Here is a 13471-nt window from a genome sequence, read left to right as displayed (position 1 = left end):
CAGTCGGTGAAATTTTTTGTAGTTGAGCGGAACAGGCTCAACTTTGTGAGCGTTGAACAAGTCGATATCGGACACACACAAGGGAGATTCGTGGACTCGTTCAATCCCACCACCAAGACGCAGGCGGCATTCAACACCGCCCTTCAGGCCGCCGCGGCGGCGGGCAATCCGGAGATCCGTCCGGCACACTTGCTGGTGGCGTTGCTGGATCAAACCGACGGCATCGCCGCACCGTTGCTCAAGGCCATCGGGGTCGATCCGGCGACAGTCGAACGTGAGGCAGGTGCCCTCGTCGACCGCCTGCCGCGTGCCACCGGCGCCACCACCAAACCGCAACTTGGCCGTGAGGTCCTCGCCGCGATGACCGCCGCCCAGCAGCTCGCCACCGAGCTCGGCGACGAGTTCGTCTCCACCGAAAACCTGCTGGTCGGGTTGGCTGAAGGTGATTCGGATGTCGCTCAGCTGCTACGCAAGCACGGCGCAACCCCGGAGGCCCTGCGCGACGCGTTCACCGCGGTCCGCGGCGGCAGTGGCCGGGTCACCTCTGCCGATCCGGAAGCCGGCTACCAGGCGCTCGAGAAGTACTCCACAGACCTCACCGAGCTGGCGCGCGCGGGCAAACTCGACCCGGTGATCGGGCGCGACACCGAGATCCGGCGCGTGGTGCAGGTACTGAGCAGGCGCACCAAGAACAATCCCGTCCTCATCGGCGAACCCGGCGTCGGCAAGACCGCCATCGTCGAAGGGCTGGCGCGGCGCATCATCGAAGGCGATGTGCCGGAGTCGTTGCGCAACAAGAAGGTTGTCTCGCTCGACCTCGGCGCGATGGTGGCGGGCGCCAAGTATCGCGGTGAATTCGAGGAGCGGCTCAAGGCCGTGCTCGACGACATCAAGAACAGCGCGGGCGAGATCATCACCTTCATCGACGAGCTGCACACCATCGTCGGCGCGGGCGGCACCGGCGACTCGGCGATGGACGCGGGCAACATGATCAAGCCGCTGCTGGCCCGCGGTGAGCTGCGGCTGGTCGGCGCGACCACCCTCGACGAGTACCGCAAGTACATCGAGAAGGACGCCGCGCTCGAACGGCGATTCCAGCAGGTGCTGGTCGGCGAGCCGTCGGTGGCCGACACCATCGGCATCCTGCGCGGCATCAAGGAGCGCTACGAGGTGCACCACGGCGTGCGGATCACCGATTCCGCGCTGGTGGCGGCGGCGACGCTCTCGGACCGCTACATCACCTCGCGATTTCTGCCCGACAAGGCGATCGACCTGATCGACGAGTCGGCTTCGCGGCTGCGGATGGAAATCGACTCGCGGCCCGTCGAGATCGACGAGATCGAGCGGGCGGTGCGGCGCCTCGAGATCGAAGAGGTGGCGCTCGAGAAGGAGACCGACGCCGCGTCCAAGCAGCGGCTGGAGAAGCTGCGCCAGGAATTGGCCGACGACCGCGAGAAGCTCAGCCAGCTCACCACCCGCTGGCAGAACGAGAAGAACGCGCTCGATTCGGCGCGCGGGCTGAAGGAGCGACTGGAGGCCATGCGCGGCGAGTCCGAGCGGGCAGAGCGCGACGGCGATCTCGGCAAGGTCGCCGAGCTGCGCTACAAGCGCATTCCCGACTTGGAGAAGGAACTCGCCGACGCCGAGAAGGCCAGTGCCGGGGCGTCCGACGGTGACGTGATGCTCAACGAGGAGGTGACGCCCGACGACATCGCCGATGTTGTCTCGGCGTGGACCGGGGTGCCGGTAGGCCGGATGCTCGAGGGCGAGACCGCCAAGCTGCTGCGGATGGAAACCGAGGTCGCGGGCCGCGTCGTCGGGCAGGAAGAAGCGGTGCAGGCCGTGTCCGACGCGGTCCGCAGGGCGCGCGCCGGTGTGGCCGATCCGAACCGTCCGACGGGCTCGTTCCTGTTCGTCGGCCCGACCGGTGTCGGCAAGACGGAGCTGGCGAAATCGCTCGCCGACTTCCTGTTCGCCGACGAACGCGCCATGGTGCGTATCGACATGAGCGAGTACAGCGAGAAGCACTCGGTGGCTCGCCTCGTCGGCGCGCCGCCCGGATATGTCGGCTACGACCAGGGTGGCCAGCTCACCGAAGCGGTGCGCAGGCGACCGTATTCGGTGGTGCTGTTCGACGAGATCGAGAAGGCGCACCCGGACGTCTTCGACATTTTGTTGCAAGTTCTCGACGAGGGCAGGCTCACCGACAGCCAGGGTCGCACGGTCGACTTCCGCAATACGATCCTCATTCTCACCTCCAATCTCGGCGCCGGTGGCGACCGCGATCAGGTGATGGAGGCGGTGCGGCGCGCGTTCAAGCCGGAGTTCATCAACCGGCTCGACGACGTGGTGATGTTCCACGCGCTCGACGCGAAGCAACTGGAGTCGATCGTCGACATCAACCTGCGTCAGCTGCAGAAACGGCTCTCACAGCGCAGGCTGACCCTCGATGTCACCGAGGAGGCCAAGCAGTGGCTGGCCGTGCGCGGCTACGACCCGGCCTACGGCGCGCGACCGCTGCGCAGGCTGATCCAGCAGGCCATCGGCGACAGCCTGGCCAAGGAACTGCTCTCCGGTTCGGTCGCCGACGGTGACACGGTGAAGGTGAGTGTGGACGACGCCACCGACAAGCTCGTCGTCGAAGGCGAAGTTGTCCACAGCTCGTGATTTATCCACAGCCCGGTGCGTAGGGACCTCCCAAACGCACCGGGCTGTCCTACCCTGGAGCCCATGACGAACCCGAACGATCCGTGGGGGCAACGCCCGGAGGATTCGCCGACCGAACGGCTGGGTTCGCCGGGCACCGACTCGACCACGCCGTACGGAGGCAATTCGTTCGACGAGTGGGGGCAACCGTCGAACCCGACGCAGGCGTTGCCGCCGCACGACGCGCAATGGGGTGACTACGAGAGTGGTTATCCGGCAGCTCAACCACCGCCGCAGCAGGCGCCGCCGGGGTACGACCAGGGTTACCAGGCGCCGCCACCCGGCTACGGCCAGGGCTATCCCGCCGCGCCGCCGCCGGGGTATCCACCGCGGCCGCAGGACGGTGACCAGGAGGAACCTCCCAAACGTCACATCGGTTTGTGGATCGCGCTCGGCTTGGGCGTGCTGGCGTTGATCGCGGTCGGCGGGGTGCTCGCCGGTCTCGTGCTGAGCGGTAACGACTCGGGCGGCAACACCGCATCGGCACCGACGACGAGCCAGCTGCTCGTCCCGCCGACACCGAAACAAACCACGCCGGGTTCTCCGCCGAGCACGAGCGGGCTCCCCGGCTTGCCCGGTCTCGGCGGCGGCGAAGATCTCGGCGCCACCATGGGCAGTATCACCGCCAATACCGGCACCGAGATCACCATGAGCACCCTCGGTGGATCCGATGTGCGAGTGCTGATCGACGATGCCACCCAGGTGATCTCGCTGACCAGCACGAAGGCGAGCGAGCTTCCCGTGGGCGACATGGTTATGGTGCAGGGCGACAAGAACCCAGACGGGTCGATCCACGCCAAGATCATTATCAGTACGGCGTTGCCGGGCGGCCCCCGATGAGCGACCCGCGCGTCGAATCCCCGGTGCTACCGGGCAATCACGGCGACGGCTGGATAGGCTAGGCGACGATGACGGCTATGTGGTTCGGGTTAGCAGCGATCGCACTCGTGGGTGCGGTCGTCCTGCTGTATTTCGATCGGGTCCAGCGGCAGCGCACCGGACACGCGAGACAGGTGTGGGCGAAGTCCCAGGGCTACACCTACGTGTCGGTGGAGCCCGCGCTCGCCTCGACGTGGCGCCGTGGCGCGCTGGCCAAGCTCGGCTATCTCTCGGCGGTCGACGTGGTCTCCGGTATTCGCAAGGGCGAGAAGTTCGTGCTCTTCGACCTGGAGGACGCCGCGACCCTGGTGGCCGTGCGACGCCAGATCGGCTCCGAGATCGATGTCGACATGCGGCTCAAGACCGCCGCGCCGCCGAAGGACCACGATCTGGAACTGCTCGGCGCCATCGGCGACCGGGTCGTGTTCGCCACCGACCCCGAGATCGCGCGCCACGCGGTGGACCAGCGGATGGTCGGCTTCATCGAGTCGCTGTCCGACACCGTGCAGATGCTGTGGAGTGAGGGCAACTGGACCCTCGGCATGCTCCCCGTCGGCAGCGGATCCAAGGATTGGGAGACCGCCATCGACGTGGTGCTCCGCCTATCCGGCCTGCTGCACGTGCTGCCCCCGGTGGCCGAGCCGAACGAGTTCACCCGGCCGCGGTCGAGTGCCAATCTCGCACCCGGTTTCCGACCCGAGTACGACGACGAAGACGACGATCGCGAATTCGCCGCGGGCCGTGCGGAATACGCCGACGTGGAAGAACGTGGCCGCGCCCGTTTCCCCGGCCCCGACGAACTCGACTCCGATGACGAGCCCTTCGCCCCGCGTGGTTCCGCGGCCCGCCTGCCCGATGACGACGAGCCCTACCGTGGCGCCCGCTTCCCCGAAGTCGACGCGCCCTCCGCGCCGCGTGGCTCCGCGACCCGCGACGTAGACGATCGCGCACCGATCGGCGGCCGCGCCCCCGCTCTGCCCGCCGACTACGACCCCGATCTCGACGACCCCGAGTTCGAAGACCAGCCCGCGCCCGGCCGCCGCCCGCTCGGCGAACCGCCGAAGCGCCCGTCGCTGGCCGTCGTCCCCGAGCCGCGTCCCCGCCCCGAGCCACCGCTCGACGACGCGGAATCGGGTCAGCCGGGCGGACCGTTCCACCCCGGATTCCGCCCCTACCAGGGCCCTGTTCCGAAGTGATCCACCTGCCGCGGTAGTCGTCGCGGCACCCCGTCGACCGGAATCGACCAGCGATGTCTGATAGTCCTTCAAGTCTGCCCGGCGTGCACCGCCCCGTCGCGATGATCACCGGACCGACGTCCGGCATCGGGCAGGGTTTCGCCCACCGTCTCGCCGCCCTCGGCTACGACCTGGTCCTCGTCGCCAGGAACGAGGAACGCCTGCGCGCACTCGCCGACGATGTGGCCCGCCGTTTCGCCACGTCGGCCGAAGTCGTGGTCGCCGACCTGGCCGATGACGACGATCGCGCTCGCGTCGCGGCCAGAGCCGCCCAGGGCATCGAATTCCTCGTGAACAACGCGGGTTTCGCGCATTCGGGTGAGTTCTGGACCCTCGAGCCCGCGGAGCTGCAGGCCCAGCTCGACGTCAACGTCACCTCGGTCCTGCAACTCACCAGGGCGGCCCTGCCACCGATGGTCGCGGCGGGCGCGGGTTCGATCGTGAATGTGGCGAGTGTGGCCGGGTTGATCCCCGGACGGGGGTCGACCTACTCGGCCTCCAAGGCCTACGTCGTATCCTTCACGGAGGGTTTAGCGGGTGGATTGGTGGGCACCGGTGTCCGCATCCAAGCGCTGTGCCCCGGATTCGTGCACACCGAGTTCCACGAGCGCGCGGGCATCGAGATGAGTTCGCTGCCCGAGCGCCTGTGGCTCGACGTCGACCAGGTCGTCGACGGGTGCCTGCAGGATCTGGACTCCGGCCGGGTGATCAGCGTGCCCGGCGTGCAGTACAAGGTGCTCACCGCGGTAGCGGGCTTCATCCCGCGCACCCTGGTGGCCCGCATGAATCGCGGACTCTTCAACGCACGCGGAAGGACATGACTTAGATGATCGACCAAGCACGTCAGGCGCTCACGAAGGCCGATCGCGACCAGCTGGCCGCCCTCGTGCGCGAGCTCGCGGTCGTGCACGGCAAGGTGACGCTGTCCTCGGGCAAGGAAGCCGACTACTACGTCGACCTGCGCCGCGCGACCCTGCATCACCAGGCGGCGCCGCTGATCGGGACGCTGCTGCGTGAGCTCGTCGCCGACTGGGACTTCGACGCTGTCGGCGGGCTCACCATGGGCGCCGATCCGGTCGCGATGGCCGTGATGCACGCGCCGGGCCGTCCGATCGACGCCTTCGTGGTCCGTAAGGCCGCCAAGGCGCACGGCATGCAGCGCCAGATCGAGGGCCCCAATATCGTCGGCAAGCGCGTGCTCGTCGTCGAGGACACCACCACCACCGGCAACTCGCCGCTCACCGCGGTGCGCGCGTTGCGCGACGCGGGCGCGATCGTGGTCGGCGTTGCCACCGTTGTCGACCGGGAAACCGGTGCTGACCAGGTGATTGCCGAGGAGGGGCTGGAATATCGATCCATCCTCGGTCTCGATGATCTCGCCCTGGGATAGCCTGAACAACGCCGAACCCGGATGACGACGTGGTCTGTCCGGAAAGTCTGAAGGACGTGTGAGTCACCTGTGGTGAGCATTGCAGTAAACAAAGGTCGCGACAACGTTGCGATGCTCGGGATCGGTGCCTACCGTCCGCAGCGCATCGTCACCAACGCCGAAGTGTGCGAGACCCTCGACTCGACGCCCGACTGGATCTTCGAGCGCACCGGTATCCACAACCGGCGCTGGATCAGTGGCGACGAGACGATCCGGTCGATCGCCGCGGCCGCCGGTGAGCGCGCGCTGAACAACACCCCGATCGATCGATCCAAGATCGGCGCGGTCGTCCTGTGCACGTCGAGCTGGCTCAAGCTCACCCCGCACGGCGCCCCCTCGGTGGCCTTCGACCTCGGGCTCAACGGGGTTGCCGCCTTCGATTTAACGTCCGGCTGCGGTGGCTTCTGTTACGGGCTCGGTGTCGCCGCCGACCTGATCCGCGCCGGCTCGTTCGACTATGTGCTGGTGATCGGCGCCGAGACGATGACCGTCGGCCTCGACCCCACCGACCGCGGCACCGCGATGATCTTCGGTGACGGCGCGGGCGCTGTGGTCGTCGGTCCGGCCGAGGACAACGGCATCTCCCCGACAGTCTGGGGCAGCGACGGTGAGAACGCCGAAGCCATCGCACAGGACGTCGATTTCCTGGAGTACATGAACAAGGCGCAGGCCCTGCAGGGCACCGATCCGGCGGTCGAGGCCGTCGGCCGGATGTCGCTGCACATGGAGGGCCCCAAGGTCTTCCGGTGGGCCGCGGTCACGTTGCCGCGCGCGCTCTCCGCGGCGCTCGAGACCTCCGGCGTGGCCAAGGAGGACATCGAGGTGTTCGTCCCGCACCAGGCCAACGCCCGGATCAACGAGCTGATGAAGAAGAACCTCGGCCTGGCCGAGAGTGTCCCGATCGCCAACGACATCGAGAACACCGGCAACACCTCCGCCGCCTCCGTGCCACTGGCGATCGAGGAAATGCTGGTTACGGGCAAGGCGAAGGGCGGTCAGCTCGCGCTGCTGCTCGGCTTCGGCGCGGGTCTGAGTTACGCGGGCCAGGTAGTGACGCTGCCGCCCGCCCCGAAGGAACCGAGCTTCTGACATGCGAGGGCTGCGCGCCGCTTATCTAGGGGCGGCGGCGGTCACCGTGTTCGGTGCCGTCACCGGCCGCGACCGCCTGCAATGGGTCGCCAAGCCACTGCTGATGCCGCTGCTCGCCGCCGACACGGTGGCCGGCGGCGTCGATCTCGATCCGGCCGAACGCCGGCTGCTGCTCGGCTCGCTGGCCGCCGCGACGGTCGGCGATGTGCTGCTGCTCGACCCCGACGACGACCGCCGCCTCATCGCGGGCGCGTCGTCGTTCGCGGTCATGCAAACCGGCTACTCCCTGCTGTGGTGGAAGCGCGGTGCCCGGCCGCGCCCCGAGATCGCCCTCCCGCGCGTGGTGGCCTGGGTCGGCGCGGCAGGCTTGCTGCGCGCCAAAGCCCCGAACCTCGTTCTGCCGCTCACCGCCTACGGCGCGACATTGGGAACGGCCGCGACCCTCGCTTCGGACCCGGCTCTCGCCCCGGATGCGAAAAACATCGCGGGCCTGAACATTCCGAACTCCGACCCGCGCAGTCGCTACGGCGTCGGGGCCCTGCTGTTCACGATCTCGGATGCGCTGATCGTCGTGCGCCGCCTCTTCGCCCGCGACGACCGCACCCGCCGGATCGCCGAGGGCGTCATCCTGGCGACCTACGCCTGCGCGCAATACCTGCTCACTGTCCCGCCTCCCCGTGATCGGGGCCGAACGTAGGATCTCGCACCGGTAGCGTCTCGCGTTCCCGCTCGCCGGCGAGTTCGTGATACTCGGTGTCACACGGCGCTAACTCAGGTGTCGCCGGGCCGCAACACCTCGCGCGCACGCTTCCTAGATGAGTGGGGAAGCGCAGTTCATCGAGGTGCACGGGTATCGCCGGGCGTTCCGGATGGCCGGAACCGGTCCGCCGCTGCTGCTCATCCACGGCATCACCGACAGCTCGGGGACGTGGGCGCCGGTCTTCGACGCGCTCGCCGAGCACTACACCGTGATCGCACCTGACCTGCTGGGCCACGGCGAATCGGACAAACCGCGCGGCGACTACGCCGTGGCGGCCTACGCCAACGGCATGCGCGATCTGCTCAGCATCCTCGGCATCGAGCGGATCACCGTCGTCGGGCACTCGCTCGGCGGCGGTGTCGCGATGCAGTTCGCTTACCAGTTTCCCGAGAAGGTGGAGCGGATCGCACTGGTGTGCCCGGCGGGAATGGGTGCGGGGGTGCACCCCGCGTTCCGGCTCGCGACACTGGCAGGCGCAGGCCCGGCGCTGATGGCGATCACCAGCTGGCCGGTCCGCACCGCGGTGACGGCCGCGGTGCCGATCGTCACCGCACTGGGTGGCCTCGGCCTCGGTCCCGACGCCGAATACGTGCTCCGCCTCTACGGCCACCTCTCCGACTCCGGCGCTCGCAACGCCTTCCTGCGCACCATCCGCGCGGCCGCCGACCGCCGCGGCCAGACGATCACCATGCTCGACCGCGGCTATCTCGCCGCCCACCTGCCCACGCTGGTCGTCGGCGGCACCCGCGACACCGTCATCCCGTCGGGTCACGCGGATCGCGCGCACCGTGCCTTCCCTGGCAGTCGCATCGAAATCTTCGCGGGCGCAGGTCATTTCCCGCATCATTTCGACCCCGACCGCTTCGTCGCGCTGATCCGCTCGTTCATCGAGGAGACCGATCCGGCCGTCTTCGACCCCCTGCGCTGGCAGCGCACCCTCCGCCGTGGTCGCCCGATCGTCGGTCTCCCGTCACCCGCGCCGTCGAACAACCCGGAGCCCGCTGTCGACCCCGCGCGGACGAACGGACACGCCCCGCTCACAGCGCCAGGATGATCCGATCCCGGTCCTGCGGGTCCACCCGAATCGGAACTGTCTGTCCGACAACCATTCTGGGCTTGTGCACCGGCATAACGTCCACCACGATCGTCCCGTGGTAGCTCTCGGACCCGGGCACCGTGAGCTCCACCTCGAACTCGGTGAGCTCACTCGCGTGATCGGTCCGGCTCAACGGGTGCACCCCGTCGATGCGCGCCCACCCTTCGAGCCCGTGCCTGAGCAATCGCCGATCCGCCCGCGTCGGCATCGAAGCCCACGTCATCGCGATCCCGCACGCCGAACCGAACAGCCCGACCATGATCATCACCTGAAACGGTGCGGTGCCCGGCGGCGCGTGCGGAGCCAACCACCCCAACCACACCGCGAGCGCGATCAGATACCCCGCCACGACGCCGATCAGCGCCCGCGATACTCGCGCATGATCCATCACGCTCACCACCGAAAAGACTCTGTCCCTCCAGGATAAACGGCGATTCGGGGCGGTCGCGATTACGCTTCGGTCATGAGTTACCCGGACAACGGGCCCCAGGGCTACCCGCAGGGCTATCCCCAGGGCTACTACGGCCCGCCGCCCGAGCATCCGCAGGCCACCACGGTCCTCGTCCTCGGCGTGCTCGGCATGTCGCTGTGTGGGTTGTGCGCTCCGTTCGCCTGGCTCAAGGGTCGCGGCGTGCTCGCTGAAATCGATGGCTCCGGTGGGCAGATCGGTGGTCGCACGCAGGTGTACGCCGGCTACATCCTCGGCATCGTCGGTACGTGCTTGCTGGCCTTCACCGTCCTGATCTTCGGCGTCGCCCTGGTGCTGATGATCGTCGGCGCGATGGCCGATTCCTCGTCGTAGCGAGGCCCCGCCTAGCATTGCCGGGTGAATGAAGCAGAGGTCGCGGGCCCGACCGAGTGGGGCGAGCACCCGCACGGCCTCGGTCCGTGGGAGCAGGAATACGACACCCCCGTCCCCACCGACGCGCGCTATGACCCTGTTCTGCTGGCCGAGGGCGATCGCCGCAACGTCGTCGACACCTACCGCTACTGGACCCGCGAGGCGATCGTCGCCGACATCGACGCCCGCCGTTTCCCCTTCCACGTGGCCATCGAGAACTTCGGCCACGACGCCAACATCGGCACCGTGGTTCGTACCGCCAACGCCTTCGCCGCCGCCGCGGTGCACATCGTCGGCAGACGGCGCTGGAACCGGCGTGGCGCCATGGTCACCGACCGCTACCAGCACCTCGTCCACCACAGTGACCTCGCCGAACTGCGTGAGTTCGCCGCGCGCGAGGGCTTGACGGTGGTTGCCGTCGACAATGTGCCCGGCGCGGTCCCGCTCGAGACCGCCGAACTGCCACGCGAGTGCCTGCTGCTGTTCGGCCAGGAGGGCCCCGGCGTCAGCGACGACGCGAAAGACGCAGCGGCCCTGACCGTTTCGATCGCCCAGTTCGGCTCGACCCGCAGCATCAACGCCGGTGTCGCCGCGGGCATCGCCATGCACGCCTGGATCCGTCAACACGCCGACCTGTCTGCGGCCTGGTAACGGAATGGGCACGGAATGTCGGTACCACCTGGCACCATGGAGCCATGACCTCGCGCAGCGGCCGGCGCCCCCAGCCCTCTGATCGCGCCGGATCCGTGCCCACCCCGGCGCTGTGGTCCGAGCGTGCCGACATGGCCGAGTCCGCGATCGTCTCGCGGCATCTGCGGACGCTGTGGGGTTGTCCCGGAACGGAATTGGGTGTTGTCGGCTGGCCGGCGACTCGTCGCGAACGAGCGTTCGCGGGCTGGCACTACTGGTGGCAGGCCCACCTGCTCGACGTCGCGGTCGACGCCGCCAATCGTGTCCCCACCCCCGCCCGCCGCAGGCGCATCGGCGCGATCGCCCGCGGCATCCGGCTACGCAACATCACCGGCTGGACCAATCGCTACTACGACGACATGGCCTGGCTGGCCATTGCCCTGGAACGCGCCGAGCGCACCCAGGAACTCACCTCGGCGCGCAGCGGCCTGCTCGCCCTCGAACAGAAGCTCTATGGCGCCTGGGAACCCGAGGTCGGCGGCGGTATTCCGTGGCGGATCAAATCGGACTTCTTCAACGCCCCCGCCAACGGCCCGGCGGGCATCGCGCTCTTACGCCTCGGCCGGGTGGAGCGCGCCCGAGAGATGGCCGACTGGCTCGACGCCACCCTCCGCGACCCCGAATCCGGCCTGATCCTCGACGGGATCCACCTACCCTCGGGCGAGGTCGAACGCCCGGTGTTCAGCTACTGCCAGGGAGTCGTGCTCGGTCTGGAAACCGAGCTGGCCGTGCACACCGACGACGACGAACGTCACATCGAACGAGTCAGCGGCTTGCTGGCCGCGGTGGAAGAACACATGACCACCCGCCTGGTGATCAACGGTGGCGGCGGCGGTGACGGTGGGCTGTTCAACGGTGTATTGGCGCGCTACCTCGCGGTGGTCGCCCTGATGTTGCCCGGCGAGGGCAAGCAGGCCGAAACCGATCGGCGCACCGCCGCGGCCATTGTCAAAGCCTCGGCCACCGCCGCCTGGGCCAATCGGCTCGAGTTCGAAGGCGAGCCGCTGTTCGGATTCGACTGGAGCAAGCCGGCCCGGCTGCCGGGTGGCACCGCGGGCGCGGGCAAATTCACCGCGGGCGGTTCGGTGACGGCCTCGGCGGTGCCCGAACGCGACCTGTCCGTGCAGCTGGCCGGCTGGATGTTGATGGAAGCGGCCTACCAGGTCACCGCGGCCGGGCTGTAGCTCAGCGCTCGGACTCGACCGCGACGCTCGGCTCGAGGTCGTAATCCTCGACCGGCCGCGCCATCTCCTGGCGATAGTGCCGGATACCGAGGACGGTGCCGACGATCAGACCGACCACCAGCGTGCCGATCACCGCGGGCATCAGCCACGGAACCTGTTCGAGGAACTCGCCCGCGTAGTACCCGATCAGCAACAGCACCGGCGCCCAGATAACCGCGCCGAGCGTGCTGGCGACGGTGTAGCGCCGATGATCCATCCCGGCCGCGCCCGCCACCATCGGGCACAGCGTGCGCACCCACGGAATCCAGCGGGCCACCAGTACCGCGAGGAATCCGTGCCGTTCGAGCAGATCGGTGACCTTGGCCAGATTCTTGGTGTTGATATATCGGCCGTTCTTGCGCGCGACCAGGCGGTGCCCGGTTCGCGCCCCGACGACATAACCCACCTGATTACCCGCGATCGCGGCGAGCATGGTGCCCACCGACAACGCCCAGACCTGCGCTTCGCCATTGGCGTGCGAGGCGAGCACGATGCCCGCGGTGATCAGCATGGAATCACCGGGCAGGAACAGCCCGATGATGAACGCGCATTCGAGAAAGACGAAAACTAGCACCACCGTGCAGACCACAGCGGGGCCTGCTGAGATCAGCGGATCGAAGCTGCCCATAGCGAGGGTCGACGGTACTGCGGTCACAGGGATCAGTGCGTCTCGTTCGTCGAAGCAGCCAGCTCGCCGCTCTGCGCCGACGCGCCCGGTGCGTTGCGGCGCTCGAGCACCTTCTTACCGACCGTGATGATCGCGGGCAGGATCGAGACGAACACGATCAGCAGGAAGATTCCCTCGATGTGGTCGCGGATGAACGGCACATTGCCGAGGAAGTAGCCGAGGATCGTGACGCCGCCACCCCACAGGACCGCGCCGACGATGTCGAACGCCACGTACTTGCGGTAGCTCATCTGCGACACACCGGCCAGCACCGGCATGAACGTGCGCACGATCGGCACGAACCTGGCCAGGATGATGGTCTTGGGGCCGTGCTTCTCGAAGAACTCGTGCGTCTCGGTGACGTAGTGCTTCTTGAAGAAGCGGCTGTCTTCCTTCTTGAAGATGGCCGGACCGATCTTTCGGCCGATCCAATACGCACACTGGTCGCCTAGGAAGGCTGTGAGAATCACCAACGGCACGAGGACCCAGATCGAGAGGGTCGAGCCCGGTTGCGCGGCGAGCATGCCGCCGGTGAACAGCAGCGAGTCACCTGGCAGCAACGGGAACAGCAGACCGGTCTCGATGAAGACAATCGCCAGGATGGCGGGCAGCACCGCGTTCGCGAGCCAGGTCTCCTGGAGTAGATACATCGGGTCCAGCAACTGGGTCAACGCAAGGTTGGTCGTCACCGCATCGGATACCGCCAGCAAAGTCACGGCCCCCACAGTACCGGTCCGATCTGTGACATGAGTGCCCTGCGGGTGAACCTCAGCCCACCGGGTGATCTCGCGTTCGCCTTCCTAATTTAGGGTGTGGCCTGACAGAATTGGTTTTTGCTCCCCACAAGACGGAGGTC

The 13471-nt window shown here is 67.8% G+C and carries 14 protein-coding genes; 11 read left to right on the top strand and 3 right to left on the bottom strand.

Going from position 1 to position 13471, the window contains the following annotated elements; translation table 11 throughout:
• The first annotated feature begins 90 nt into the window (after positions 1 to 90).
• From clpB to ACWDXS_RS20970, 8 genes are all read left to right on the top strand, one after another.
• Entirely contained in the window at positions 91 to 2667 is a 2577-nt protein-coding gene (gene clpB, locus ACWDXS_RS21005; RefSeq protein WP_449967905.1) for an ATP-dependent chaperone ClpB, read from the top strand.
• Between the two features lie 63 nt (positions 2668 to 2730).
• The gene (locus ACWDXS_RS21000; protein ID WP_378995862.1) at positions 2731 to 3546 is read left to right on the top strand and encodes a DUF5666 domain-containing protein; all 816 of its coding nucleotides are present in this window, start codon (positions 2731 to 2733) and stop codon (positions 3544 to 3546) included.
• 68 nt (positions 3547 to 3614) lie between these two features.
• Positions 3615 to 4781, top strand: coding sequence for a type III secretion system chaperone family protein (locus ACWDXS_RS20995; protein WP_378995864.1), 1167 nt, complete (start codon positions 3615 to 3617; stop codon positions 4779 to 4781).
• Positions 4782 to 4834: 53 nt separating this feature from the next.
• On the top strand, positions 4835 to 5641 hold the full coding sequence (locus ACWDXS_RS20990) for an SDR family NAD(P)-dependent oxidoreductase (RefSeq protein WP_449967901.1): 807 nt from the start codon (positions 4835 to 4837) through the stop codon (positions 5639 to 5641).
• Positions 5642 to 5646: 5 nt separating this feature from the next.
• Entirely contained in the window at positions 5647 to 6210 is a 564-nt protein-coding gene (gene pyrE / locus ACWDXS_RS20985) for an orotate phosphoribosyltransferase (protein ID WP_358061648.1), read from the top strand.
• 69 nt (positions 6211 to 6279) lie between these two features.
• Positions 6280 to 7338, top strand: coding sequence for a beta-ketoacyl-ACP synthase 3 (locus ACWDXS_RS20980; protein ID WP_378633570.1), 1059 nt, complete (start codon positions 6280 to 6282; stop codon positions 7336 to 7338).
• A 1-nt stretch (position 7339) separates the two neighbouring features.
• A complete protein-coding gene (locus ACWDXS_RS20975) occupies positions 7340 to 8035 on the top strand; it encodes a lysoplasmalogenase family protein (protein ID WP_379313158.1) in 696 nt (231 codons plus the stop codon).
• Between the two features lie 118 nt (positions 8036 to 8153).
• A complete protein-coding gene (locus ACWDXS_RS20970) occupies positions 8154 to 9152 on the top strand; it encodes an alpha/beta fold hydrolase (RefSeq protein WP_379313159.1) in 999 nt (332 codons plus the stop codon).
• Here the strand turns inward: ACWDXS_RS20970 and ACWDXS_RS20965 are convergent.
• Positions 9136 to 9582 carry a hypothetical protein gene (locus ACWDXS_RS20965; protein ID WP_379313160.1) on the bottom strand — a complete coding sequence of 149 codons (447 nt, stop codon included), beginning with the start codon at positions 9580 to 9582 and terminating at the stop codon, positions 9136 to 9138. The genes ACWDXS_RS20970 and ACWDXS_RS20965 overlap by 17 nt on opposite strands.
• Before the next feature lie 75 nt (positions 9583 to 9657).
• Here ACWDXS_RS20965 and ACWDXS_RS20960 point away from each other — a divergent pair, with 75 nt between their 5' ends.
• The 3 genes from ACWDXS_RS20960 to ACWDXS_RS20950 all read left to right on the top strand — a co-directional run bounded on the left by ACWDXS_RS20960 (position 9658) and on the right by ACWDXS_RS20950 (position 11909).
• Positions 9658 to 9996, top strand: a complete 339-nt coding sequence (locus ACWDXS_RS20960) for a DUF4190 domain-containing protein (RefSeq protein WP_379313161.1) — start codon at positions 9658 to 9660, stop codon at positions 9994 to 9996.
• Positions 9997 to 10020: 24 nt separating this feature from the next.
• Entirely contained in the window at positions 10021 to 10686 is a 666-nt protein-coding gene (locus ACWDXS_RS20955) for a TrmH family RNA methyltransferase (protein ID WP_387445450.1), read from the top strand.
• A 131-nt stretch (positions 10687 to 10817) separates the two neighbouring features.
• Positions 10818 to 11909 (top strand): glycoside hydrolase family 76 protein, encoded by a 1092-nt coding sequence (locus tag ACWDXS_RS20950; protein ID WP_379313162.1) that lies wholly within the window; start codon positions 10818 to 10820, stop codon positions 11907 to 11909.
• A 1-nt stretch (position 11910) separates the two neighbouring features.
• Here the strand turns inward: ACWDXS_RS20950 and ACWDXS_RS20945 are convergent, their stop codons facing one another.
• Positions 11911 to 12576, bottom strand: a complete 666-nt coding sequence (locus ACWDXS_RS20945) for a DedA family protein (RefSeq protein ID WP_378995916.1) — start codon at positions 12574 to 12576, stop codon at positions 11911 to 11913.
• A gap of 32 nt (positions 12577 to 12608) precedes the next feature.
• On the bottom strand, positions 12609 to 13265 hold the full coding sequence (locus ACWDXS_RS20940) for a DedA family protein (protein WP_378995918.1): 657 nt from the start codon (positions 13263 to 13265) through the stop codon (positions 12609 to 12611).
• Between the last annotated feature and the right edge of the window lie 206 nt (positions 13266 to 13471).

The sequence above is a fragment of the Nocardia sp. NPDC003183 genome (genome assembly GCF_053590715.1).
Note: the sequence above shows the minus strand (reverse complement) of the source record. Positions and strands in the feature narration are given on the sequence as shown.

What these genes read in the sequence shown, in the direction of transcription:
- ACWDXS_RS20950 (WP_379313162.1), top strand. Translation starts at nt 10,818, where the DNA reads ATGGCCGAGTCCGCGATCGTCTCGCGGCATCTGCGGACGCTGTGGGGT.
- ACWDXS_RS20940 (WP_378995918.1), bottom strand. Translation starts at nt 13,265, where the DNA reads ATGTATCTACTCCAGGAGACCTGGCTCGCGAACGCGGTGCTGCCCGCC.
- ACWDXS_RS20965 (WP_379313160.1), bottom strand. Translation starts at nt 9,582, where the DNA reads ATGGATCATGCGCGAGTATCGCGGGCGCTGATCGGCGTCGTGGCGGGG.
- ACWDXS_RS21000 (WP_378995862.1), top strand. Translation starts at nt 2,731, where the DNA reads ATGACGAACCCGAACGATCCGTGGGGGCAACGCCCGGAGGATTCGCCG.
- ACWDXS_RS20990 (WP_449967901.1), top strand. Translation starts at nt 4,835, where the DNA reads ATGTCTGATAGTCCTTCAAGTCTGCCCGGCGTGCACCGCCCCGTCGCG.
- pyrE (WP_358061648.1), top strand. Translation starts at nt 5,647, where the DNA reads ATGATCGACCAAGCACGTCAGGCGCTCACGAAGGCCGATCGCGACCAG.
- ACWDXS_RS20960 (WP_379313161.1), top strand. Translation starts at nt 9,658, where the DNA reads ATGAGTTACCCGGACAACGGGCCCCAGGGCTACCCGCAGGGCTATCCC.
- ACWDXS_RS20975 (WP_379313158.1), top strand. Translation starts at nt 7,340, where the DNA reads ATGCGAGGGCTGCGCGCCGCTTATCTAGGGGCGGCGGCGGTCACCGTG.
- ACWDXS_RS20995 (WP_378995864.1), top strand. Translation starts at nt 3,615, where the DNA reads ATGACGGCTATGTGGTTCGGGTTAGCAGCGATCGCACTCGTGGGTGCG.
- ACWDXS_RS20970 (WP_379313159.1), top strand. Translation starts at nt 8,154, where the DNA reads ATGAGTGGGGAAGCGCAGTTCATCGAGGTGCACGGGTATCGCCGGGCG.
- ACWDXS_RS20945 (WP_378995916.1), bottom strand. Translation starts at nt 12,576, where the DNA reads ATGGGCAGCTTCGATCCGCTGATCTCAGCAGGCCCCGCTGTGGTCTGC.